At 52.0% G+C, this 21,953-nt stretch carries 21 protein-coding genes; 10 read left to right on the top strand and 11 right to left on the bottom strand.

Annotated features, from left to right (window positions below; all coding sequences use genetic code 11):
• Positions 1-53: 53 nt before the first annotated feature.
• The 4 genes from AC50X8_RS16245 to mobA all read right to left on the bottom strand — a co-directional run bounded on the left by AC50X8_RS16245 (position 54) and on the right by mobA (position 4,621).
• The gene (locus AC50X8_RS16245; RefSeq protein WP_046233445.1) at positions 54-617 is read right to left on the bottom strand and encodes a 4Fe-4S dicluster domain-containing protein; all 564 of its coding nucleotides are present in this window, start codon (positions 615-617) and stop codon (positions 54-56) included.
• Entirely contained in the window at positions 614-2,791 is a 2,178-nt protein-coding gene (locus AC50X8_RS16240; RefSeq protein WP_494880366.1) for a molybdopterin oxidoreductase family protein, read from the bottom strand. Before AC50X8_RS16240 ends, AC50X8_RS16245 begins: the two co-directional genes overlap by 4 nt.
• Positions 2,778-3,818: a hypothetical protein gene (locus tag AC50X8_RS16235; protein ID WP_056028508.1), complete on the bottom strand. Its 1,041-nt coding sequence runs from the start codon at positions 3,816-3,818 to the stop codon at positions 2,778-2,780. The genes AC50X8_RS16240 and AC50X8_RS16235 overlap by 14 nt, the downstream gene beginning before the upstream one ends.
• A gap of 182 nt (positions 3,819-4,000) precedes the next feature.
• Complete coding sequence (gene mobA, locus AC50X8_RS16230) at positions 4,001-4,621, bottom strand: molybdenum cofactor guanylyltransferase (RefSeq protein WP_494864458.1); 621 nt, start codon at positions 4,619-4,621, stop codon at positions 4,001-4,003.
• Positions 4,622-4,854: 233 nt separating this feature from the next.
• Between mobA and AC50X8_RS16225 the strand changes: the two genes are divergently transcribed.
• On the top strand, positions 4,855-5,571 hold the full coding sequence (locus AC50X8_RS16225) for a Crp/Fnr family transcriptional regulator (protein ID WP_056032624.1): 717 nt from the start codon (positions 4,855-4,857) through the stop codon (positions 5,569-5,571).
• 63 nt (positions 5,572-5,634) lie between these two features.
• Here AC50X8_RS16225 and ric read toward each other — a convergent pair whose 3' ends face one another.
• Positions 5,635-6,342 carry an iron-sulfur cluster repair di-iron protein gene (gene ric / locus AC50X8_RS16220; protein ID WP_494880364.1) on the bottom strand — a complete coding sequence of 236 codons (708 nt, stop codon included), beginning with the start codon at positions 6,340-6,342 and terminating at the stop codon, positions 5,635-5,637.
• Positions 6,343-6,448: 106 nt separating this feature from the next.
• Positions 6,449-7,909 carry a protoporphyrinogen oxidase gene (gene hemG / locus AC50X8_RS16215; protein WP_494880362.1) on the bottom strand — a complete coding sequence of 487 codons (1,461 nt, stop codon included), beginning with the start codon at positions 7,907-7,909 and terminating at the stop codon, positions 6,449-6,451.
• Positions 7,910-8,072: 163 nt separating this feature from the next.
• Here hemG and AC50X8_RS16210 point away from each other — a divergent pair, with 163 nt between their 5' ends.
• Positions 8,073-8,759, top strand: coding sequence for a Crp/Fnr family transcriptional regulator (locus tag AC50X8_RS16210; protein ID WP_056028519.1), 687 nt, complete (start codon positions 8,073-8,075; stop codon positions 8,757-8,759).
• A gap of 12 nt (positions 8,760-8,771) precedes the next feature.
• Here the strand turns inward: AC50X8_RS16210 and AC50X8_RS16205 are convergent, their stop codons facing one another.
• The 3 genes from AC50X8_RS16205 to AC50X8_RS16195 form a co-directional block, all read right to left on the bottom strand.
• Positions 8,772-10,085 carry a hypothetical protein gene (locus AC50X8_RS16205; RefSeq protein ID WP_494880360.1) on the bottom strand — a complete coding sequence of 438 codons (1,314 nt, stop codon included), beginning with the start codon at positions 10,083-10,085 and terminating at the stop codon, positions 8,772-8,774.
• 97 nt (positions 10,086-10,182) lie between these two features.
• Entirely contained in the window at positions 10,183-12,441 is a 2,259-nt protein-coding gene (locus tag AC50X8_RS16200; protein WP_056028525.1) for a nitric-oxide reductase large subunit, read from the bottom strand.
• A 26-nt stretch (positions 12,442-12,467) separates the two neighbouring features.
• Positions 12,468-13,637 carry a TIGR04053 family radical SAM/SPASM domain-containing protein gene (locus tag AC50X8_RS16195; RefSeq protein ID WP_494880358.1) on the bottom strand — a complete coding sequence of 390 codons (1,170 nt, stop codon included), beginning with the start codon at positions 13,635-13,637 and terminating at the stop codon, positions 12,468-12,470.
• 181 nt (positions 13,638-13,818) lie between these two features.
• On the opposite strand from AC50X8_RS16195, the gene AC50X8_RS16190 reads away from it, so the two are divergent.
• Positions 13,819-14,784 (top strand): multicopper oxidase domain-containing protein, encoded by a 966-nt coding sequence (locus tag AC50X8_RS16190; protein ID WP_442952508.1) that lies wholly within the window; start codon positions 13,819-13,821, stop codon positions 14,782-14,784.
• Here AC50X8_RS16190 and lpdD read toward each other — a convergent pair.
• Positions 14,781-15,140 (bottom strand): prenylated flavin chaperone LpdD, encoded by a 360-nt coding sequence (lpdD, locus tag AC50X8_RS16185; RefSeq protein ID WP_056028534.1) that lies wholly within the window; start codon positions 15,138-15,140, stop codon positions 14,781-14,783. The genes AC50X8_RS16190 and lpdD overlap by 4 nt on opposite strands.
• Positions 15,141-15,384: 244 nt before the next feature.
• Here lpdD and AC50X8_RS16180 point away from each other — a divergent pair, with 244 nt between their 5' ends.
• Genes AC50X8_RS16180 through AC50X8_RS16160 form a run of 5 tightly spaced genes read left to right on the top strand, consistent with a single transcriptional unit; the run spans position 15,385 to position 18,154 of the window.
• On the top strand, positions 15,385-15,624 hold the full coding sequence (locus AC50X8_RS16180) for a DUF2249 domain-containing protein (RefSeq protein WP_056028537.1): 240 nt from the start codon (positions 15,385-15,387) through the stop codon (positions 15,622-15,624).
• Positions 15,625-15,667: 43 nt separating this feature from the next.
• Positions 15,668-15,988 (top strand): hypothetical protein, encoded by a 321-nt coding sequence (locus tag AC50X8_RS16175; protein ID WP_046233434.1) that lies wholly within the window; start codon positions 15,668-15,670, stop codon positions 15,986-15,988.
• A gap of 22 nt (positions 15,989-16,010) precedes the next feature.
• A complete protein-coding gene (locus AC50X8_RS16170; RefSeq protein ID WP_494880356.1) occupies positions 16,011-16,571 on the top strand; it encodes a DUF2249 domain-containing protein in 561 nt (186 codons plus the stop codon).
• Between the two features lie 13 nt (positions 16,572-16,584).
• Positions 16,585-17,817 carry a hypothetical protein gene (locus AC50X8_RS16165; protein ID WP_056028543.1) on the top strand — a complete coding sequence of 411 codons (1,233 nt, stop codon included), beginning with the start codon at positions 16,585-16,587 and terminating at the stop codon, positions 17,815-17,817.
• Positions 17,818-17,848: 31 nt separating this feature from the next.
• Positions 17,849-18,154: a metal-sulfur cluster assembly factor gene (locus AC50X8_RS16160; protein WP_494864448.1), complete on the top strand. Its 306-nt coding sequence runs from the start codon at positions 17,849-17,851 to the stop codon at positions 18,152-18,154.
• Between the two features lie 347 nt (positions 18,155-18,501).
• Here the strand turns inward: AC50X8_RS16160 and mobB are convergent, their stop codons facing one another.
• On the bottom strand, positions 18,502-19,014 hold the full coding sequence (gene mobB / locus AC50X8_RS16155; RefSeq protein ID WP_494880354.1) for a molybdopterin-guanine dinucleotide biosynthesis protein B: 513 nt from the start codon (positions 19,012-19,014) through the stop codon (positions 18,502-18,504).
• A gap of 121 nt (positions 19,015-19,135) precedes the next feature.
• Here mobB and AC50X8_RS16150 point away from each other — a divergent pair, with 121 nt between their 5' ends.
• Both AC50X8_RS16150 and nrdD read left to right on the top strand, forming a co-directional pair.
• Positions 19,136-19,804, top strand: coding sequence for a radical SAM protein (locus tag AC50X8_RS16150; protein WP_056028551.1), 669 nt, complete (start codon positions 19,136-19,138; stop codon positions 19,802-19,804).
• A gap of 14 nt (positions 19,805-19,818) precedes the next feature.
• Complete coding sequence (gene nrdD / locus AC50X8_RS16145; protein WP_494880352.1) at positions 19,819-21,786, top strand: anaerobic ribonucleoside-triphosphate reductase; 1,968 nt, start codon at positions 19,819-19,821, stop codon at positions 21,784-21,786.
• The last annotated feature ends 167 nt before the right edge of the window (positions 21,787-21,953 follow it).

The following is a 21,953-nucleotide window of genomic DNA, read 5'->3' as shown; positions in this document are numbered from 1 at the left end:
GGCGAAAGCATATACTTTCCTATATTTTAAAAAATTCGATCCAGCTCTATCGTTTAAAATAGTTTTTGGACGCCCTGCAAAATGCCGGGAAGGCTGATCTTCACATTCGTCTCGCCTTCAAGCGGCTCGAACGGCTGGTGGCTGGAAACCCATTTGCCAAGTCTGTGGCGTTCCTGCTTCTCTGCCAGCTCCTCCTCGGTAATCCATTGCAGCGTATTGGTTGGGCAGACGGAAGCGCACATCGGCGGGATGCCTTCCTTCGTCCGGTCGTAACAGAGGTCACATTTATACATTAAATTTTGCTCTTCATCAAATTTCGGAATGCCGTAAGGGCAAGCAATCGTGCAGTTCTGGCAGCCGATGCATTTCTCGACAAGCGCGGACAGCACTGCGCCTTCCTCGGTAATTTGAATCGCTTGCGCCGGACAGCTTCTCGCACATGCCGGATTGACACAGTGCAGGCACATGAGCGGGATCGTCTGCCGATCCACCAGCGGGTTGACGTCATACACATAGTTGCGGTTGCGCTCGTCGTGTCCGCCGCATTGCGTACAAGCGGCGAGGCAGCTGCGGCAGCCGATGCAGTTGTCCATTTCGATATACAGCAGCTTCTTCATCGTACCGCCTCCTTTGCAGCGTCAGGCAACTTCGTGATTTGTGCGGCACAGACTTTAAATTCCGGCATACGCGACATCGGATCAAGCGCAGCAATCGTCAGCAAATTGACCGACTGCTCATAGCCATAGTGATAGGGCACGAATACGGTATCCTTACGAATCGCTTCAATCACCTTCACTTTATAAAAGCATTCGCCGCGGCGGGTGAACAGTCTGACAACCTCGTCATGTGCAATGCCATACTGCTGCGCCGTCTCGGGATGAACCTCGACGTACGGCTCTGGGCACATATCCCGCAAAAACGGAATCCGCCGTGTCTGATTGCCGGATAAATAATGATAGACGACCCGGCCTGTCGTCAGGCGGAGCGGATATTCCTCGCATGGCTCCTCCGCTGAAGGGCGGTATGGCAGCGCGCAAATTTTCGCCCGTCCATCGGGATGAAAATATTTGTGATCCTCGAACATATAAGGCGTTCCGGTATCCGCTTCGTCCTTGCAGGGCCAGAACACGCCATCCTGCCGGTCGATTTTGTCCCAAGTGGCGCCGTAATAGTCGGCGTAGCCGCCCTTGGAAGCGAGGCGGAACTCATCTGCAACCTGGCTTGCCGTCTGCAAATGGCGGAAATAGTCACCGCGTCCAAGCCGCTCTGCCAGCTCTACATGAATGAGCCAATCCGGCTTCGATTCGCCCAGCGGCTCCTGCGCCTTGTTGATTTTAATAATGCGGCCCTCCAAATTCGTCACCGTGCCTTCATCCTCTGACCATGTAACAGACGGCAGCACAACATCGGCAAATTCCGCTGATTCCGACAGGAAGAAGTCGGCGCACACCATGAAGTCCAGATCCTTCAATACCGAGCGCACATAATTGAGATGCGGTGCTGACACGGCGGGGTTCGAGCACAACAGATACAAGCCGCGAATCGTCTTCTGCTCCATCAACTCAAACATTTCAAAAGCCGATACACCCGGCAGCGGCATTTCCTCCGGCGTGATGCCCCACACCTCGCATACCTCCTGCACATGCTTCGGATTCGTCAGCTTGCGATAGCCCGGCAGCAGATCGGATTTTTGCCCATGCTCGCGTCCGCCTTGACCGTTGCCCTGTCCCGTAAGCGTCGCTACACCCGATTTCGGCCGTCCGATTTTTCCAGTAACGAGGCACATATTCGTGTAGGCCGAGACGTTGTCCGCGCCTTTAACTTGCTGCTCAATGCCTCTGGCGAACATGACGATCGCATTCGGCGCCTTGCCGAAAATTTCCGCTGCCCGTATCAGCTTCTCCGGCGCTACCCCCGTAATTTCACTCGTATATTCTGGTGTGAAAGTCTTCACAATCTCAAGCGTCTCCTCAAAGCCGCTCGTGTAATTAGCGATATATTCATGATCGGCATGGCCGTTTTGAATGAGCAAATTCACCATGCAGTTGGCAAGCGCCAAATCCGTCCCCGGCCTTAGATCGAGATGGACATCCGCCCTTCTTGCAATCGGCGTTTCCCTTGGATCGACGACGATAAGATAGCCGCCGCGGTTTTGAACCTCCCAGACACGGAACATGGAGGTTGGATGGCATTCCGCCGTATTGCTGCCCGCGATGAACAAGCAATCCGTCTGATGAATATCCGTCCACGGCAGCGTTGAGCCGCGATCAATCCCAAAACTCCGAAGGAAGCCCGCTGCTGCGCTTGCCATACAAAATCTTCCATTGTAATCGATGTATCTCGTTTGCAGCCCGACTCGGGCGAATTTCCCGGTCAAATAACATTTTTCATTCGTCATCGAAACGCCGCTGAATACGGACAGCGTGTCCTTCCCATATTCGGATTGTAGCTCCTTGAAGCGGCGGGCGATTAAATCATAGGCTTCGTCCCAGCTGGCTTCGCGGAAGCCTTCCTTCGTCCCTTTTTTCGAAGCGTCGTCCCGAATGAGCGGCTTCAGCAGCCGGTCCTGATGGTTCGTCTGCTGATAGGCGGTCACGCCTTTCGGGCACATTTTGCCGCGTGTGACGGGCCAGTCGTACCTTGGCTCCACGCCGATAATCGTATTTTTGTCGGTATCGACCCGCAAATTCATTCCGCACTGCATGCCGCAGTAGGAGCAGTGGGTTTTAACCAGCTTTTCCTTCGGATGATGCTTGTTCGCAATATTTTGCTGAAACTTATCCTTTAGCATGCTGGTTCGCCTCCTTGACCTTGATTTCATGTGTCGGAATGCCCGTAAAACGGGACATCCGGTATTTGCGCCTGCAAGGCAGACAAAGCTCGGCCAGATGGAAGCCTTCCTTCATCTCGAAGGAAATATCGTTTTGAGCCAGCACGTGAATGACATCGCTGGATTGCTCCGTCGATACGAAGCTGCTGCCGCATACTTTGCAGGCTTTCATTTGCTGCTCGCCGAAAGCTTCACGATAGTTTTTGGCGAGTACGCTCATCGGACGGAATGGAATATGCGCCAGCTTGCCAAAAGGCAAATAAATCAGCGTAAGGATGACCGACCATTGGTGGATTAGCGAGATAACCGGATGGCCCCAGCCATGCAGGAATATGTTGCTGAACGTCAGCAGCAGCCCCGTAATGCTAATGAAGAGCAGCAAATACAGCGGCAGAAAATCATAGGTAAACGTCTGCTCAGCCTTCGCTTGCATATTGTTAAGCCTGCGATACAGCGCCATGCACACCCCGGCAATAACCATAAAGGCGGTAATATTCAGCGCGTTGTAGAACAGAAAGGCGATCCAGCCGTCCGCCTTCACCTGCATCACATCAATACCGAAGGCGACGACGGTGTACAGGCCATTTTCCCCCATCGTAAAATACATCCATCCAAACACGAGCGGGAATGTGACGCAGCAGGATAGAATACAGCCCCAGCCGAGCAGCACATGCTGTGTCCAGCGGTAAACGCCGCGTTTGAAAATGAAACGGTAAGTTGCGAGATGCTCAACGGACGTTTGGGGCGTGCTTTTGCGAAACAGCAGCTTAAGCCCCTTCTTCATAATCAGCTTCGTTGGCGGACGCTCGGCCCAGGCGATAAAGCGGTAAAAAAATCCCCCGATAAAAACGAACGTGCCCACCATATAGCCATAAAGAGCAAGGTCGATATGGGTGAAAAATCGGGTGCCGACGTACACAAGAATCAGCAGCGCTACTACGGTCATGAAATACATTTTCGCAAATTTGGAAGCAAAGGCTCGATCCATGGCAAATTCTCCTTCTTCGATGTTTTCTGCCCTCATTAAATCATTCCGGCATGGTACATCGCTGTGATTGCCATCACAATAGCTCCTCTGTCACCTTTTGTTCAAAAAAAAAAACAATTTCCCTCAGCTCTTCGCAGCGTTAAGGAAAATTGAATTCAAAGTGGCTGCCGATGGCAGGCCTTTTAAGTTTGAGAGGCTGAGGCGGCGTCATACAAGCTGAGGATGCGCTCATATTCCTCAGGCGTGTTCACATTCGTCACACAACTGAGCTGTTCATCCGTCTGTTCGAGCTGCTGCGTATCTACACCATAATAGCAAATCCGATTCAAAAACGTCATCACTCGGTATTCTTTTATATCGAGCAGCTTCTCAATTTCACCAGCGCTTTGCTTATCATAGACGCCATGCAGCGGATGCAGCTTGCCAGCCGCAGATGGAATCGCCGCCGCAGAGCGACGCTCCCGCTTCACCTTCCACAGCTGCTCGGCCACCGTACTTGAAATAAGCGGCATGTCGCAGCCCACGACCCAGATGTCCGAATGCGTCGCTAAGGTTAAGGCGGCATGCATGCCGCTAAGCGGACCTTTGCCTGGAATATAATCCGTAATGATGCGAATGCTGCTGCCTAGAATAGGCAAAAAGCTTCGCGGGTCATTCGTTACCAAAATGACTTCAGCGCAAAGCTGCTTCATCGTACGGATCTGCCGCTCAACAATGCTTTCGTTTACAAAAGGAAGCAGACCTTTATGGCGACCGCCCATTCTGCGGCTTTGCCCGCCGGCTAATATGGCTCCCGTCAGCATATATGTCCCTCCGTTCTGTAGTGGACACCCTTTTCTGGCTACATTATAGAAGTTTTTATAAGGCGATACTGTTACAAATATCACTCTCTTAGGCCTTATTTACAATTTTTATGGCCAAAGTGTGATTTTAGTCACTCTGACAGTGATGGACTTCTGTTACATTGGGAGTAAGCTATTTCAAGCGGATAGTCCCGCTATACTAGCAGCAAAGGCGGTAATTGGGGATGAAACCAATGACAGTTGCGAGACCTTACACACAAACGGTATACAATACGTTTTGTTTTTCAGAGACCAGTTTTGAGAAACTCAATGAAATTATGTATACACACCATATTCCGGCAGGCAGCCATATTTTCTGGGAGGGCGATGCCGACGACAAGCTCTATTACATAATGGAAGGCCGCGTTAAGCTGATCAAACACAATACCGCCGGCAAGGAATTTGTCTTCTCGCAATATCAAACAGGTGATATTCTGGGTCAGTTCGATCCTTTCAAGCCTACTTGCCACAGCTCAAGCGCAAAGGCCGTGCTGGACTGCACCATTGGGGTTATTCAAAAAAGCGATTTGGAAATATTATTGTGGCAGCATGGCGATTTGGCGATTGAATTCATGAAGTGGATGGGACTTATGCATCGCCTGACCCAGACCAAATTCCGCGACCTCGTCATTTATGGGAAGCAGGGAGCTTTAGCCTCGACGCTTATTCGGCTGGCGAACTCTTTCGGGAAGCAAACGGAGGATGGCGTGCTGATTTCTGAAAAAATAACGAATACCGAGCTTTCGGACTATATCGGCGCTGCTAGGGAAAGCGTCAACCGTATGCTCGGCGAGCTAAAAAAACAAGAGGTACTGTCATTCGATCACGGTTATATCGTGCTGAAAGACATTGATCATCTGAAATCGATTTGCAATTGCGAGCAATGTCCGAAGGAAGTTTGCCGCATATAATAAAGCCTTCCTGCAATGGTTCAACCTGTAGGAAGGCTTTTTTTCTATTTTATTCAAATGCAGTTATGCAATCTGAAGAACGCGCGGGAACAAAATATTATTTTCCAAGTGAATGTGCTGGAATAGATCGGTTTCTAGTTCCTCCAGCTTCTGAAAGGTTAGCGTATACGTGCGGCACGCCCCTTCAGGAAGCTCGTAATGATGCGTAACCGCACGCATTTCCTTGAGCAGATCGCCGACCTGGCTGTGCTCGGACTCAAGCTCCGTTATCGCCACTGTCAGCTTCTGATGCAGCTCGGGGGATGGCTCCTGTTCATATTGGCGGATGAGTGGAAAGATTTGCTCTTCTTCGTCGATTAAATGCTGCTCCAGCTCCAGCTTCATTTCGTGGAACAGTCGGTGCAGCCGGGGCAGCACATCAGCCTGCTTGTGTCCATGCACCCGCAAAATTTTCGTCGTAAACTCGCTAAGCAGCGGAAGCTCCTGCTGGACATAGACATGATGCGTCTGAATCACATGCTCGATCAGCTCCGTATAAGATCTGCTGCTCCAGTCAATATCCTCGCCCTTATGCTTGCTGGCCTCGGCATAATTTTCATTGAGTGCGGATAAAAATAAAGCTGCATCCGTTCCCTGCTGCCGCAGCACCGTATGCAGCGAGCGATTGCCCCCGCAGCAAAAATCAATGTTATAGGCTCGCAGCAAGTTGCTTGCCCCCGGATAACGCGTCACTATTTCACCAATTTTCTCTGTACCGTTAAATATGGTCATTTGTCGCACCTCCATAAAATAATGTTGCAGCTCCTGCCTTTTAAGATGATGAAGCTTGAGCTGCTGTTAGTATAGCGCAGGCTGGCTAGCGTGTTTGTGATGAGGATCACTGCTTGAAAAATGGCAGCAGCGCTTCAGCCGCTCGCCTTCCCTGTCCGATACAATCCGGCAGCCCGACTCCCTCATAGCCGGAGCCGCATAATAATAAGCCGGGATGGCTAAGCGCCAGCCCCTCGCGCTGCTTGGCCAGCTGCTCCAGATGCCCCACCGGATACTGCGGCATCGACCGTTCCCACCTGGTCAGCTCCGTAAAAAGCGGCTCAGCTGCAATGCCCATTATCGCCTGCAAATCTTGGCGGACGGCGTCCAGCACTTGACGATCCGTGAGCTTCGTCCAGGCTTGCGCCCCCGCATGTCCGATATAAGCCCGCAATAAAATATGACCATTCGGTGCCGTATGCAGCCATTTCGACGACGTCCAGGTGCATGCGGTTATCATTCGTCCCTCGCTTCGCGGCACTACAAATCCGGAGCCGTTCAGCGGAAGCTTAATGTCCTGCGGCTTGTAGGCTAACGCGATATTGGCAACCGATACATAGGGAATGTCGCGCAGTGCCTGTAATTGTCCCGGCATCTTCGCTGGCATTCCCGCACTTCCTTCCAGCAAAATGGCCGCCTCGTAAGCAGGCAGCGCCATAATAACGCCATCCGCCGGCAGCTCCTCTCCGTGCTCAAGCCGAACCTGATAACCCCGCCCTTCCCTCTTCACTTCCGTGACCGCCTGTCCTGTCAGCCGGCGGATCGAGCTCAGTTGCTCGTCCAGACGCTCAACCAGGCTTCCAAGCCCGCCTTTAAACGTGAGAAATAGGCTGCGGCGGGCTATCTCCGGCAGCTCCTTCGGCATTTCACGCGCCTGCTTCTTGCTCGCGAGCATGCCTAAAATCAAGCTGCGATGCCGCTGCTCCAGCTGTCGAAATTGCGGGAAGGTCGCTTGCAGGCTGAGCGCTTTGGCATCTCCAGCATAAATGCCTGCCAGCAGCGGCTCCGTAACCTGCTCCAGCACCTCCCGTCCAAGCCGCCGCTCAATGAAGCCGCCCAAGGATTCATCCCCTGTCGCCTCCCGCTTCGGCAGCCATAAATCAAAGGCTGCACGCAGCTTGCCCAGCGGCGACAACAGCCCGGTTTTCATAAACGGAGTCACTTCCGTCGGAATGCCGAGCATAAGGCCCATGGGCATTTGATGCAGCCTGCCCTTATGCAAAATATAGTTCGCCCTCGCTTTCGGATTCGCCGCAACCAGCTCCGATTCAAGGCCAAGCTCCCTCGTCAAATCCAGTATGGGCTGCTTGCGCGCCATAAACGAATCCGGCCCCTGCTCGATGAGGAAGCCATCCCGGCGCAGCGTTTTTATTTTTCCGCCAAGGCTGCCGCTTTTTTCAATAAGGGTTATTTCTGCCGATATTTGCTGCCCATCCAGCAGCTTTCGCATGTAGAAGGCGGCGCTGAGGCCTGTTATGCCGCCCCCAATTATGATGATTTGCTTAGGTGCTTCTCCCACTTCTGCCATCCCCCTTCTTCCGTCCAGCTTACGATACCATGCGGGAAACGGAGCGGATGTGATATGCGTCATAGCTTGATAAATGGAATCGATGATCGACTAGACCTGTGACTAGCGTCACATAACGTCTAAATCGTCTAAGGTATAATGGAAAAAACGGAGGTGTACGGCGATGCAGCAGCAAATGGAGCTTTTGCGCCAAATTTCTTTATTTCGCGATTTGACGCCGGATGAGCTGGCCCGGATATGGGCCATCGTCATTCCTCGGTCATACCGCAAGCGGACCGCTATTTTTACGGAGGGCAGCCATAAAGAAGCCGTGTTTTTCGTCCAGAACGGGCTGATCAAAACATATAAAACCGATGAAAACGGCAATGAGCATATTATGTCCTTCCTCAAAACAGGGGATATGTTCCCTCATACCGGCTTTTTCAACCAGCACCCTTACCCGGCAACGGCCGAGGCGATTATGGAGACGCAGCTGCTCGCCATTCCTATTCATGCATTCGAGCAGCTCATGATGAATACGCCGGCGATTGCGATTAAAGTGATGCGGGTGCTCAGTGGTAAAATTATAGAGCTTCAGGAAAAATTGCAGGAGCTAACTGGTCAAGATGTGCAAGACCGCGGCGTATCTTTCCTGCTCAAGCTTGCAGAAAATTATGGAACGGATCACGGCGGCATCGTCCATGTCGAGGTGCCGATGACCAATCAGGAGTTTGCCAATACGATTGGCACGACGAGGGAAACGGTCAACCGGCTCATTAACCAGCTGCGTAAGGAAGGGATTTTGGAGCCGCAGCGGAGCGGCTACCTGATTCATGACTATGAAGCATTAAAAACCTGGTCGCACAAGTGAAGGCGGTTAGCCTTACACTTGCGCGGCCTTTCTTTTTCCCCAGAATAAGGCGATGCCCGTCACCATAATCAGGCTTGCCGCCCAGACGGCTTCCTGTACGAATACAAGCGCCCCATGCCCCGTCCAATCGAATAAGCCTTGTAAAAATAACGTCAGCTCGTTCAGCATAAAACCAGCAATAAAGCTCATATAGCCAATATACGCTATCCTCCCCCTCCCATTCAGCCAGCCCTGCTGGAGAAAAAGCGCTAGGCAGAGGCAGCTTACAAAACCGAGCAGCGTCAGATGCAAATAGCCGATGACGATGCTGCGCGACTGATAAATCGCCTCCGCCAGCTGCGGTACGATAAGGCCCAGCTCAAGCGTCGCCTTAATCGCCGCGAGCAGCAGCGCAAGCACGAGCAAACGTGCCGCCCAGCCTGTGAATACGGCGGATAAGGCGAAGCGGGCTTTGAGCAGGACGGCGCAGAAAAGCAAAATAGCCGCCCACTGAATGACGGCAGCGAGCGCTGCGGCGAGCTGGGCGGCCAGCCCTATTTTCAGCCAGAGCACCGATAATAGAAATGCAGGCGGCATTGCCAGCGCGTACATCCAAAAAAGCAGCCTGACGATTTTCACAGAATAAGTGATTTGCCGCTGTTCCATCAGCCGCAGCAGCACCGCGAACAAGCCGAGCGTAAACCAACCGTTATATTGAAAATGCAAATAAAAATAAATCGCCGCTTCATACAGCGGACTGCCCTTCAATCCATTGGCACTCAGCAGGGCAAGCCCCCAGGGGCCAAGCGAGGAAATGACGAGACAAAGCAGACTGCCTTTGACGAACAGAAAGGAGAGCGGCTGTCTTGTGCTTGGATGCGAGCCTGTTCCTTGTACTTGCTGCAATTCCGAATGCACTCCTCGTTCCGGTTTTGCTCCTTCTCTTGCAATTACTGCTAAGCGTCTCCATGCCCATCCGGCGAACCAGTAGGACAGCAAAATTTGCAGCGTCGAAAAGCTGATCGATACGGCGGCATATCCTTGGATACAGAACGCAAAAAACATTCCGGCTAGTGTCAGCTGTGTTATCACCAGCATCACGCGGATTTTCTTTTCCTTGAAGACGCCCCCTGCCCTGCCACTGGCTGAGTTAAAAAAGACAGCGAGAAACAATAAAAACAGCGCCATATATCCCCAGCCGAGCAGTGCCAAATGGGAATGGGCATGCAGCAAATAATCGTAACGCAGTCCAGGCAGCGAGACATATGCCATACTGCGCATCAGCAGGCCGGTTACCGCCGTTACGAGGAAATAACCAATCGTTAGATGAATCCAGCTTTTGGGCAAGCTTTCCCCCTCCTTCGTTTAAAATGGGCCGGCAAGCAGCGATTCGCCCGCTGCTTGCCAGCAAACCAGCATTCCACTTTCCAGCATTAGCGAAAGTCTAGCTTACGTCCGACTTATAGGATCGGCCCGTCGCCAAACCGATGACAAAAATAACAATGCCTACTACACCAAGCGCAAAAATCGTATCGCCGACAGCCCTCAGCCAGACGAGATTTTGCATCGTGCGGGTATGAAGGAATTCGGCAGAGCGCGCATACCACATCCCATGCTCCATGCTCGCCAGCGTTTGGAGTATTCCTACGGGCAGCAGGCTTGCCAGACCCATCATCATCAAGCCGATATTAAACGACCAGAAGGAAAACCTCAGCAGCTTCGTCCGCCATTCCTTCTCTCCGGTGAGCCCGCGCATACAGAACAGCATAAGCCCGATTCCAAGCATGCCATAAACGCCGAACAGAGCGGTATGTGCATGAAGCGCCGTCGTATTAAGCCCCTGCATATAATATAGCGCAATGGGCGGATTGATAAGGAAGCCAAAGAGACCCGCTCCGACCAAATTCCAGAATGATACGGCGACGAAGAAAAAGATCGGCCATTTATAGCGCTTTACCCACGGTTTTGCCCGGCCATGACGCAAATTTTCATAAGCCTCAAACCCAATCAATAGCAGCGGCACAACCTCTAGCGCACTGAACGATGCGCCGAAAGCGAGCACTCCAATCGGCGTCCCGGCAAAATATAAATGATGAAACGTGCCAATAATGCCGCCCGCGAGAAAAATAACGGTCGAGAACAGCACCGTTGCCGTCGCGGTTGCCGTGCGTATAAGCCCCATGCGAGAAAACAGAAATGCGATAACGACCGCAGCGAACACCTCGAAAAAGCCCTCCACCCATAAATGAACGACCCACCAGCGCCAGTAGGTCACAATGGTCAAGTGCGCCTGAGGCCCCCACATTAAGCCCGGAATGTAAAACGTCGGAATCGCAACCGAAGCGATTAGAAACAGCGTCAGCAGATGGCGGCTTTCCCCCTTCTTCTTCAGAGCCGGCCAGATTGCCCGCGCCATGAGGAAAAACCAAATAAATAAGCCGGCCGTCAGAAAAACTTGCCATGCCCGGCCCAAATCGACATATTCATAGCCCTGATGTCCAAAATAAAAATTATGCGTCGCGCTTGTAATATAGCCTTTGACCGCAAGCCATTCGCCCGCCATTGAACCGGCAACGATCAGCAGCAGGCAGCAAAACAGCACGTTCACCCCTAAACGCTGGAATTTGGGCTCATGCCCAGAAATCGCTGGTCCGATATATAGGCCGGTTGCGAGCCATGCGGTCGCAATCCAAAATACCGCGAGCTGCTGATGCCAGGTGCGCGTGACGCTATAAGGAAACCATTCCGCGATCGGGATGCCGTAAAAGCCATTCCCCTCCACCGCATAATGGGCGGTAATCGCGCCGAGACCTGCCTGGACGGCGATCAGCGTCGTCACTATCCAGAAATATTTCATCGTCGCCCGCATGGAAGGCGTCGATTTCACTTGCAGGAGCGGATCTTTCTCCGGTATATGCCCGCTCTCATCCTGCTCCTTGCTCCGCTGTACGGCGTAATACCAAGCAAGCGCCCCTACTCCGGCAAGCAGCAAAACCACGCTCACAATGGACCAAAGCAGCGACGCGCTGGTCGGTTCATTATCAATGAGCGGCTCGCCCGGCCAGTTATTCGTATACGTAATGTCTGAGCCTAACCGATTCGTCGAGGTTGACCAAGTCGCCCACCAGAAAAAGGCATTCAGCTTCTCGCGATCGTCCAGTGAGCCTACCGTATTGGCTGGCAGAGCGATTTGCTCGCGATACGCGGCCCATTCAGGTGCATCTCCGAATACACCTGAATAATAGTCGCCCAGTTCAGAAGCCGTCAACGCCCGCAATGAAGTAATCACAATGTCACCCGTCTCCGGATCATACGTATTCGTGCGGATTTCACGCTTGAGCGTGGCTTTAAGCTCAGCCTGCTGCTCCTCTGTCAGGTGGTCATAAGGCAGCTGGTATTTTTGCTGCGCGTTATAATCATTCATAAACACAAGCTGCCGATGCAAATAGTCGGCCGTCCAATCCGGCGCTACATAGGAGCCATGGCCCCAGATGCTGCCCAGCTCCTGACCGCCCATTCGCTGCCAGACCTGCTGGCCCTCCATAATATCGGCTTTTGTAAAAATCGCATCTCCCTGCTCCGTGACCACCCGCTCCGGAATCGGCGGCTTCTCCTGAATAATCTCTCCGCCATAATAGAGCAATACGCCAAAGGATAAAACAAATACGAGCGCCAATGCCGCCCATAGCTTTTTATAAGGCATGAACTCCCCGCCTTTACCTATTTATTTTAACTCGGTATATAAGCACAATAAGGATCACTCTCCAAATAATCGCCGGTGAGGGCATAGGCCCTCGCCCTTGAGCCGCCGCATATTTGCTTGAAGGGGCAGATTCCACATTTACCCTTTAAAAGCGATTTATCCCTCAGCTGCTTCATAATGGGCGAATGCCGGTAAATTTCCGCGAGCGGCCGCTCGCGTACGTTGCCGCATACGATTGGCAGAAAACCGCTCGGATAAACATCCCCCGTATGGCTAATAAAAACAAAGCCGTCCCCATCATTAACGCCTTTGGGAGCACGTCCCAGCATGTCGGCATGTTTGCCCATGCCCCCGCCCGCACCTGCGCTTCCGCTTCGACTACCGCTTGCGCTTGTGTCATGTTCCTCCACTTCCTCACCGGCGTGCTTTCGCTGTTCCAGCTGGTCCTGTTTTTGCTGCTTTTGCTGTTGCAAAAAAACTCTGCGATAATGCGGTGCCTCCGTCGCTTTCACCCCGTAAGGCATCATTCGCTGAGTCTGGCACAGCCACATCATCACAGCCTCATGCTGCTCCGGCGAAATCATGTCTGCCTCCATTCCGCGTCCCGTCGGTACGAGAAAAAACACGCTCCACAGGACGGCGCCCATTTCCTTCACCTTCTCGGCGATTGCAGGCAAATCACCAACATTGTAGCGCGACACGGTCGTGTTCACCTGCAGTGGAATTTGCTGCTCCTGCAAATACGCGATTCCTTTCATCGTCTGGTCAAATGAGCCCCTCGTTCCGCGAAAATGATCATGAATCGCCGCTGTCGAGCCATCCAGACTGAACGCCCAGCGCGACAATCCCGCCTCCTTCGCCTTGCAAATCGCCTCATACGTAACCTTAGGCGTAGCGCTAGGTGTCATCGAAACCGGCAGTCCCTGCTCCTCGGACGCATACTTCGCAAGCTCGAACAAGTCCTGCCGCATTAGCGGATCACCGCCTGTAAAAACAAATAACGGCCGTTCCATCGCCGCGATCTCATCAATCAGCCGCTTGCCTTCAGCAAGTGTTAGCTGACGGGGATCTGCCTTGTACTGCGCCTCCGCTCGGCAATGCAGGCATTTGAGCGCACAGGCGCGGGTCACCTCCCAAATGACGATAAATGGATTAACCTTATAATCGCGCTCCTGCTTGGTTAATTTCGTGCTCATGCTTCTCCCTCCTTTCCTTAGCAAATTAGAAACTGTCCTTATTTTAGAAAACATTCTGGAGCACAACTGTGCGTCCCGTCACATTCGCACGCGGCACCTTGCTTTATTGTTGAGGTATACCGGAGCACTTTAGGCATCTACTGGATTGAAAGGAAGGATGACCATGCTGAATGTGAGGCATATGATTATTGTGATCGCAATTCTGGGAGCAATCGCTGTTTTCTGCGCGTACATCCCTGCGGAGGAAAATGATGCGGCGGCAATCGCGGAAGCGGCGGAAACGTTGAATCAACCACCTATAGCACCGAGTATTCACCGGAAGGGAAGCACAGTGACGATTGAAATGACCGCTCAGGTAACCGACGTGGAAATTTCCAAAGGCGTCTATTACAATGCATGGACGTTCAATGGGACGGTACCCGGCCCGGTGCTGCGCGTGAACGAAGGTGACACGATTGATTTTACGCTAAAAAATATGGACCCGAATGTGCCCCATTCGATGGATTTTCACGCCGTTCATGCTGCGCCAAGCAAAAAATTCATCGATGTGATGCCGAATGAAGCGGGCCATTTCAGTTATAAAGCGGAGTCGCCAGGCGTGTTTATGTATCATTGCGGGACAAGCCCAGCGCTCGCCCATATCGCCAACGGCATGTACGGCATGATTATTGTGGCGCCTGCGGATGGTTATCCCAGCGATGCAGACATTGACCGGGAATATACGATTGTGCAAAGCGAGTGGTATAAGGAGCATGACTATCAAGCCTTTTTAAATGATGAGCCCACCTATGTCGTATTTAATGGCAATGACTTTGGACTTAAAGAACAGCCTTTCCTTGCCAAAGTCGGAGATAAGGTGCGGTTTTATGTCAATAACGCCGGTCCCAACGAGGTCAGCTCGTTTCATATTGTAGGCACCCTGCTGGACCGGGTTTATATCGACGGCAATCCGCGAAATGTGCTGTACGGCCTGCAAACCTATTTGCTTCCGGCAAGCGGTGGTGCTGTTGTCGAGGTGACTGTAACTGAGGAAGGCGACTATCCGATTGTGACTCATCAGTTTAATGATGCCGCTAAGGGAGCTACCGCGATTTTACGCGTAACAAAAGATGGCAAGGATACGCATGAGCCAGCGATGAAGCATTAGCGCAGAAGCGCAATTTTCTGCTTCATGCCCTCTCTCGTTCGATTGACGATATTCGTAATCTCGCTGCGAGTCGGCTGCTCCAGATGAATGCCCACGACCACTGTAGCGGTTACGCCGAGAGTGCTTGCCGCCAGCATCGCCAGTTCCGCTGCCAGCTCTCCTTCCCGATGCCCTGGCAGTGTAATCGTTTCGCATTTGGGTGCAGCTAAATGAGCGCCCCATGCTGTCCAATATGCGGTAGCTGACGCTCCGATATGGGCGGCTCCCCCGGTGATGAGAAAGACTAGATCGCTGCCCATTGGCAGCACCCGAATGTCCACCTGCTGCTTGATTTGATGCTCCATTTGAGAATCCATATTCCCCTCCGGCTTGGCCGCGTGCAATTAGCGCGGCCTTTTTTATTTGTATAAGGCGAGTCTACAGCAAACCAGGCAGGATGGCTGTGACAGCCATCACCTGCAGCATCTCCGCCCTTCACGCACTTTTTCACAAAAAAACGCCCCTGCTTCACACAATGTGATGCTCGTCACAAAGCCGCCTCCCGCTTTCGATTATGCTTTAGACATAGCCAAAACCAATCTTTTCGAGGAGGAATGTTTTATGCAAGCTTTCACTGCAACTGTCAACGCTACGGAATATCCGCCGCAATTAAAGCACAAAGTTATTTTTCAAACGTTTCAGGAGCTAAAGCCTTCCGAAGCGATGCTGCTCATTAACGATCATGATCCCGTGCCGCTCCGCTTCCAATTCGAATCGATGTACAAGAACCAGTTTGATTGGGAATATATCGAGCAGGGTCCTGAACTATTTCGCGTCAAAATCGGGAAGCTTGCGCTGTAACAGCAAAAGCTTCGTAGAATAGCTTCGATAAGGAGGCAAGCACATGGCCGAAGTGACTATCGTCAATGAAAAAACGATTAAAATTGCGGTCCAGCTGGAGGATGCGCTGACCATGATCCGCGATGCCCAGACCCATATTACGGAATATGCGTTTGACATCGTCACCATGGTGGAAAAAATGCCGCAGTTCAACTATACGTATTTTTGCTTCTATGCTTACGACAGCGCCGCGCTTTTCGAGCGGATGCTGGATACGGATCCCAAGCAGTACACTTCCTTTTCACTCGATGCGCCGGATTCCTTTTTCTATGCTTTGTATGGAGGTATGACAGGACTTTACGAGGAAGCGAGGCTTTACCTTTAACGACTGGAGGAGGAGAGCAGCCATGCTAGCTAAGCAAACCCGAATTGTGGAGCTTGATGTTAGGCCTTATTTACGCCAAAAGCTGGAGCCCTTCCAGCTTATTATGGATCAGGTGAAGGAGCTGGAAACTCATGATGTGCTTGTGCTCCATGCTACCTTCAAGCCTACCCCGCTGCTTGGTTTGATGAAGGTAAAAGGCTACGCTAATAAAGTTCAGCAGGTAGGCCCTGAGCACTGGAGCGTCACTTTCGTCAACAAGAAAAATAAAAGCTTCCTGCAGGCATGGGACGCAGAGCCCGATGCGGCGATGGAGGAGGCTGTACGGGAAGAGGCAGCCTCCCCAGCTTCTTCAGAGCATTCCGGCAAAAAAATCATTCGGCTGGACAACCGCGGACTGGAGCCGCCTCAGCCGATGATTCGCACCTTGAATGCGCTGGAGAAGCTGGGCACCTGCGATGAAGTCATCATTCATAATGATAGAGTTCCCGTCTTCCTCATTGAGGAACTAAACTCGCTTGGATATGCCTTTACAATTGAAGAGCAGGAAGATGGCTCTGCACAAGTTTTCATTCAAAAAAGCTAGGAGGCCTCAGCTTATGTTGCGTCTCCCTTTTCTCTTTATCGCAACAGGCATCGCCGGGTTCACCTTGTTCCACCTCACCTCCCTGCTGTCGCTTGCCGACTGGACCCTAGATCCTGTTCGCGGGCCCACAGGATGGTTCAACATCCATCTCATCATCCTTGGCTGGGCAACGATGATTGCCATGGGCGCCGTGTATCAGCTCATTCATGTTATTTTACAATCAAAAATTTATAGCGAACGGCTCGCTTACGTCCATTACGGCTGCTTCACCGCCGGGGTATGCGGACTGCTTTACGGGTTCATTAAAGGCGAGGTTGCCTGGATTGCCGGCTTTGCGGTACTCGCTCTAATCGGTCTGCTGCTGTTCGCCTTTAATGTCACCTATACCCTATGGCGCGCCGCACAGTGGAATGCCATTACGCTCAGCACTGCTTGCGCCGTTTTGTATTTGACGCTGACGGGGCTGTCCGGCATGGGCATGGGACTGAACTTCGCCCTAAACGCCTGGAGCGGACTGCATGAACGTTTGTTCGGCGCCCATATTTGGCTCGGCACCTTAGGCTGGTTCGGGCTGCTCATTACCGGCTTCAGCTATAAAATGCTGCCGATGTTTTATTTGGCGCACAGCTTTCCCGCCCGCCTGTCCTATGTCACGCTCGGCTTATGGAATGCTGGCGTGCTGATGGGTGCTGCCTCCTTCCTGTTTGGCTGGGGCTTCTGGGCAAAATGGACTGCGCTGCTCTTTCTCGTGCTTGCGCTGCTTGCATACAATGTTCACCTTGCGCAAATTCGCAAGCATAGGCACAAGCGCCATCCGGGTGCAGGCATCGTATGGTCGGTGAACAGCTGCCGAGCTATCGCTCTGTTTGCCATCGGTGCGCTCATCTATACGGCGTTTTATCCACAGGCGTTCGAGTCTGCTGCGCTGGCAACAGCTGCGGGCTGGATTTATTTAGGCGGCTGGGTCGCTTTTATGATTTTATGCTACTTGTCCAAAATCGTCCCCTTTCTATGGTGGACGCAAAAATACGGCCCGCAGGTCGGCAAAACAGGCATACCTACCATGGCTGCTTTGCTGGGTGATAACGGCGTCAATCTTGGGCTTACCGGCATCGCTTTTTCCCTGCTGCTGCTGTTTGCGGGGCTGCTGCTTGGCCTGCCGTTTCTAGCGCTTGTAGGCGGGCTTGGCTTTTCTTTATTTTCACTCGGTTACATTTCATTAATCGCCTTGGTTTTTACACGGTAATGAACGGCACTTTGGAGAGGAGAGGAGCAGAATGGAAGAACGTACGAAGGAGCAAATATGGGAATTGCTGCGCAAGGTGCATGATCCCGAGCTGGGCGTTAATATTGTCGATCTTGGCCTCGTATACGACCTGAATTGGAAAGATGAGCATATTACAGTGGAAATGACGCTGACAACGCCAGGCTGCCCGATGCATGATATGATCGCTGGCGGCGTCCGGCATGTGCTGCTGGGGGAGCTGGGCTTCACCTCCGTCGACGTTAATGTCGTCTGGGAGCCTGCATGGCAGCCTGCCATGATGTCAGAAGAGGCGAAGGAATTTTTAGGCTATTGCTAGGCGCAAGCGTAAACGGCTGTCGCCGTCCTTTGGCGGCAAAGCTACCGTTTCGCGATGAAATATAAGCCCATTATAAGGGTGATACTTATAAATGCTTATATTTCAAGCGTAAACGGCTGTCGCCGTCCTCTGGCGGCGCCGCGCGTTTCAGTCCGAGAAATAGAAGCACAGTATGGCAAAAACTTATACTTTCTTATATTTAAATAAATAGGCAAGCTGCTGATGACTCTCATCGCGGCTTGCCTATTCGTGCTGTTGTCCATTGTTCGTAGCACCACGAGCGTCTCACGGAGCGATACGAACTCTAGCGGGCATTTGCTTTAATTTACCTTTCCCCGCTTATACGCTTACGTCGGTTCCTCCAGCACGAATGCTCCCTTGCCGCGTTCCTCCCGTATCCAAGCTGCCATACCCGCGCTGTCCTCAACAGTGAATACCGGAAGCCCATCGAAACTCACCGGATACCATGATGCAACCGCAACGACCTGCTCTAATTGCATAACGAGCGCCTCATCCTCCTCCTTGCGGATCAAGACAATTTTTGGATAGCGCTCTTGTTTAAAGCCTTCGACAATGACCCAGTCCATTTCACGGAACTGCTGAAGCAGCTCATTCAGCGGCGTTGGCCTTTGCTCCATAATTGCCGTGCGATGCGGCGAGGTGATGGCGATTTTATGCGCACCCGCCTCGCGATGCTGCCATGTATCGGTACCCGGATGATCAATGTCAAAATCATGTCCGTCATGCTTAACCGTGCCGACGCGGCAGCCGGCTTCGGCAAGCCGCTTGACCAGCGCTGCGGTCAGCGTCGTTTTCCCGGTATTTTTAAAGCCGACAATTTGAATAATGGAAGTTGGCAATGGTCCCTCTCCTTCTTTTTCTCACGCTGCTGTGATCCCTATCACTTCACGACTACCATATGTTGTATTACTATTAACTCCTGAAACTAAATGTAGTTATTCCAGTGGGAAGGAGAATATGATGCTGACCTTCTACCCCCGGTTCATCCGTACCTTTACAGATTTGCCCGGGCATCTCTCCCTGCTGATCCACGCCTGGAACGGCTGTAATATGCGCTGCTACGGCTGCCATAATGATGCGGAATTAATCGCGCAGAAGCCGATTCCGCACTTGTTATTAACCGCAGAGGAGACGCTTGATCGGCTGAGCGGCAGCGACGGGCTGTTCGACGCCGTGCTGTTCAGCGGGGGCGAATTTTTAATCGGCAGCGCGGCGGAGCTGGAAAGCTTCCTGCGGCGTGTACGCCTTATTTTCAGAGGGAAAATCATTATTATGACTAATGGCACGTTCCCAGGCAAACTGAAGCGTCTGCTGGAACTGGCGCTGATCGACGGCGTTCATATCGATATGAAGCTGCCCTTTCACCTGTTGGACCCTGCGGAGGATGCCGAGGTGTTCGAGGCGATTATCGGCGCCCAGCCTTCCGTCCGCTTCTGTCAGGACATCCTCGACTCCGTCGATCTCGTCATTCGCCACAACAGCAGGCTGAGCCAAGTAAGGACCGTTCGTTACCCGCTGCTGAGCGAGGAGTTTTTCGTCCAGATTGCCTCCTATGTTGAGCATTTGAAAGACAAGTATGACAGTATTGTACCTTATTCCCTGAATCCCTACCATCCACCGCAAAAATAGAACGGAGGCCGATGATGTTTAGCCAATCTACCGATATTATCCGCACGTTTACTTCCGGGTCCGAAACGAAGCAAGCCGACTATTTGAAAAGAGAGAACAGCAACTTCGTCTACTCGCTGCCGCTGCTGCGCCATAATCTGAACAATTTTGCCGAGGAGGAGTACTTGCTGAAGCATATTTTGCCGCCTGCTCTTACCGAGCTATATTGGGACGGAGTTGTGTACATTCACGACAAGCAGCTTAGCCCTTATTGCCTAAGTGTAGGCTGCAAAGATATTGCAACAAGCGGCATCCCTACACTGGCAAAAAATATGATGTCCTCGCACCCGACGAAAAAGCTGGAAACGCTGCTGCGTCATTTCAGCAATCTCGTCGTCCTGATGTCGCAGCAGGTGTCCGGCGCCGTCATGCTCTCGCAGATGACGACAGTGTCTGCCTCCTATCTCTATTATGAGGAGACGGTCAAGGGGCACATCTTTAAGGCAGAGGAGCTTCAGCAGCTGTTCCAAAGCTTGATCTGGGAAATGAACATGCCGCTGCGCGGCGGCTCGCAATCTGCCTTCACCAATATAACGCTGGAATTTGGCAAGCCTTCTGATGAAATCAAGGATGATTTTGTAGTCATTGGCGGCTCGCCGCTGGACATGCGCTACAAGGAAATTCCATCCGCCTACTTTGACCGGATTAATGAGGCGGTGATTGCGGTGATGAAGCAGGGTACAGGCAGTGGCATCCCGTTCACCTTTCCGCTCTTGACAGTGCCGATTGACGATCATTTTGACTACAGCAACCCGTTGTTTCTGGAGCTGCTGGACGGCATGTACCAATGGGGCGGCGTTTATTTCGAAAACTTCCGCAGCAAGCCGTTCGAAAGCGAGCATTATCGCCGTCTGAACCCTTATATTAAGCCGCGTGATCCAGAGGTCAGCCGCAGCCTATGCTGCCGACTGCAAATTGATTTAACGGTATTGTCACGTCTCGGAAGCGGGATTTTTGGCAGCTCCACTGGCTCTACCGGTGCCGTACAAGTTCTTAATCTAAACATGAACCGCGTCCTGATGGAATACGGCGGAAATGAAGATACGCTGCTTGCGAAAATGGGCGAGCTGCTGAACATTATGCAGGAAGGCCATATGGCCAAGCGGCAGTGGATTGAGCAAAACAAAGAGCTGTATCCGACCTTTTTCGCTTTAAACCGTGACTTGTCCAATTATTTCAATGTGTTCGCCGTTACCGGGATGCATGAGGGGCTAATCAATATCGGCTATGAGGGCGGGATGAACAATGAGGCAGGCAAGCAGCTCGCCCACCGGATTATGCAGTTTATGACAGAAACGATCAATACTTTTATCGTCCGCGATCAGGTCGCCTGCGGCATCGAATATGCACCGGGTGAAAATGCTGCCATCAAGCTGGCCCGCCATGATGTCAAATGGGCGAAAAACCATGACCGCACTATTTTTGTACAGGGCACTGGGGAAAACGTTTATTTGACCTCAGGCTGCATGCTGCCGTTCAGCGAGGATGACTTTCTGCGCCAGGTGGAGAACAGCGCCGAATTCCAGGCTTATGCGACCTCCGGCAGCATTTTGCACCATTTCCTTGAAACGAAGCTGGCTCCGGAGAGGCTGGCCGATTATTTAAGGAAAATTTTTGAGAAGCCTATTCAATATATTACGCTTACTCCGACTCTGACTAGCTGTCTCGCTTGCAGCCAGCAAATCGTCGCCGAGGACGGAAAAAACATCCACACCTGTCCCGTTTGCGGCAGCGACGATATCGCCACCTTCAGCCGCGTCATTGGTTATGTCAAAATGATTGCCCGCAAAAAGCTGGAGGTAGATGAGCAGGGCTACTATACAGGAGAATATAATTTTTGGAGCAATGCGCGGCGTTTTGACTGGAATACGCGCAAACGCATGAAGGAAGAGGCTGTTAACAGCGTTAGCACAGCCGCTGCCGTCTCTGCAGCAGACTCTTGATTTAGAAGATAGGCGCGTTAGAAACGTTAATTAGAGCTATAAAGGCTATGTAGGCTTAGAAGCTTTGCAGACTTTGCAAAAATAATAACCGTGTGTATACCTGCTCGGCAAACCACGCCTTGTGCCGATTACAGCCTCCCTTTCCCCTTTCGATTGATAGCGCTGGA

This window comes from Paenibacillus sp. JT22N15 (genome assembly GCF_059383755.1).
The sequence above is the reverse complement of the archived record's forward strand: the minus strand, read 5'-3'. Positions and strand labels throughout refer to the sequence as shown.

What these genes read in the sequence shown, in the direction of transcription:
- AC50X8_RS16245 (WP_046233445.1), bottom strand. Translation starts at nt 617, where the DNA reads ATGAAGAAGCTGCTGTATATCGAAATGGACAACTGCATCGGCTGCCGC.
- AC50X8_RS16240 (WP_494880366.1), bottom strand. Translation starts at nt 2,791, where the DNA reads ATGCTAAAGGATAAGTTTCAGCAAAATATTGCGAACAAGCATCATCCG.
- AC50X8_RS16235 (WP_056028508.1), bottom strand. Translation starts at nt 3,818, where the DNA reads ATGGATCGAGCCTTTGCTTCCAAATTTGCGAAAATGTATTTCATGACC.
- mobA (WP_494864458.1), bottom strand. Translation starts at nt 4,621, where the DNA reads ATGCTGACGGGAGCCATATTAGCCGGCGGGCAAAGCCGCAGAATGGGC.
- AC50X8_RS16225 (WP_056032624.1), top strand. Translation starts at nt 4,855, where the DNA reads ATGACAGTTGCGAGACCTTACACACAAACGGTATACAATACGTTTTGT.
- ric (WP_494880364.1), bottom strand. Translation starts at nt 6,342, where the DNA reads ATGACCATATTTAACGGTACAGAGAAAATTGGTGAAATAGTGACGCGT.
- hemG (WP_494880362.1), bottom strand. Translation starts at nt 7,909, where the DNA reads ATGGCAGAAGTGGGAGAAGCACCTAAGCAAATCATCATAATTGGGGGC.
- AC50X8_RS16210 (WP_056028519.1), top strand. Translation starts at nt 8,073, where the DNA reads ATGCAGCAGCAAATGGAGCTTTTGCGCCAAATTTCTTTATTTCGCGAT.
- AC50X8_RS16200 (WP_056028525.1), bottom strand. Translation starts at nt 12,441, where the DNA reads ATGCCTTATAAAAAGCTATGGGCGGCATTGGCGCTCGTATTTGTTTTA.
- AC50X8_RS16195 (WP_494880358.1), bottom strand. Translation starts at nt 13,637, where the DNA reads ATGAGCACGAAATTAACCAAGCAGGAGCGCGATTATAAGGTTAATCCA.
- AC50X8_RS16190 (WP_442952508.1), top strand. Translation starts at nt 13,819, where the DNA reads ATGATTATTGTGATCGCAATTCTGGGAGCAATCGCTGTTTTCTGCGCG.
- lpdD (WP_056028534.1), bottom strand. Translation starts at nt 15,140, where the DNA reads ATGGATTCTCAAATGGAGCATCAAATCAAGCAGCAGGTGGACATTCGG.
- AC50X8_RS16180 (WP_056028537.1), top strand. Translation starts at nt 15,385, where the DNA reads ATGCAAGCTTTCACTGCAACTGTCAACGCTACGGAATATCCGCCGCAA.
- AC50X8_RS16175 (WP_046233434.1), top strand. Translation starts at nt 15,668, where the DNA reads ATGGCCGAAGTGACTATCGTCAATGAAAAAACGATTAAAATTGCGGTC.
- AC50X8_RS16170 (WP_494880356.1), top strand. Translation starts at nt 16,011, where the DNA reads ATGCTAGCTAAGCAAACCCGAATTGTGGAGCTTGATGTTAGGCCTTAT.
- AC50X8_RS16165 (WP_056028543.1), top strand. Translation starts at nt 16,585, where the DNA reads ATGTTGCGTCTCCCTTTTCTCTTTATCGCAACAGGCATCGCCGGGTTC.
- AC50X8_RS16160 (WP_494864448.1), top strand. Translation starts at nt 17,849, where the DNA reads ATGGAAGAACGTACGAAGGAGCAAATATGGGAATTGCTGCGCAAGGTG.
- AC50X8_RS16150 (WP_056028551.1), top strand. Translation starts at nt 19,136, where the DNA reads ATGCTGACCTTCTACCCCCGGTTCATCCGTACCTTTACAGATTTGCCC.
- nrdD (WP_494880352.1), top strand. Translation starts at nt 19,819, where the DNA reads ATGTTTAGCCAATCTACCGATATTATCCGCACGTTTACTTCCGGGTCC.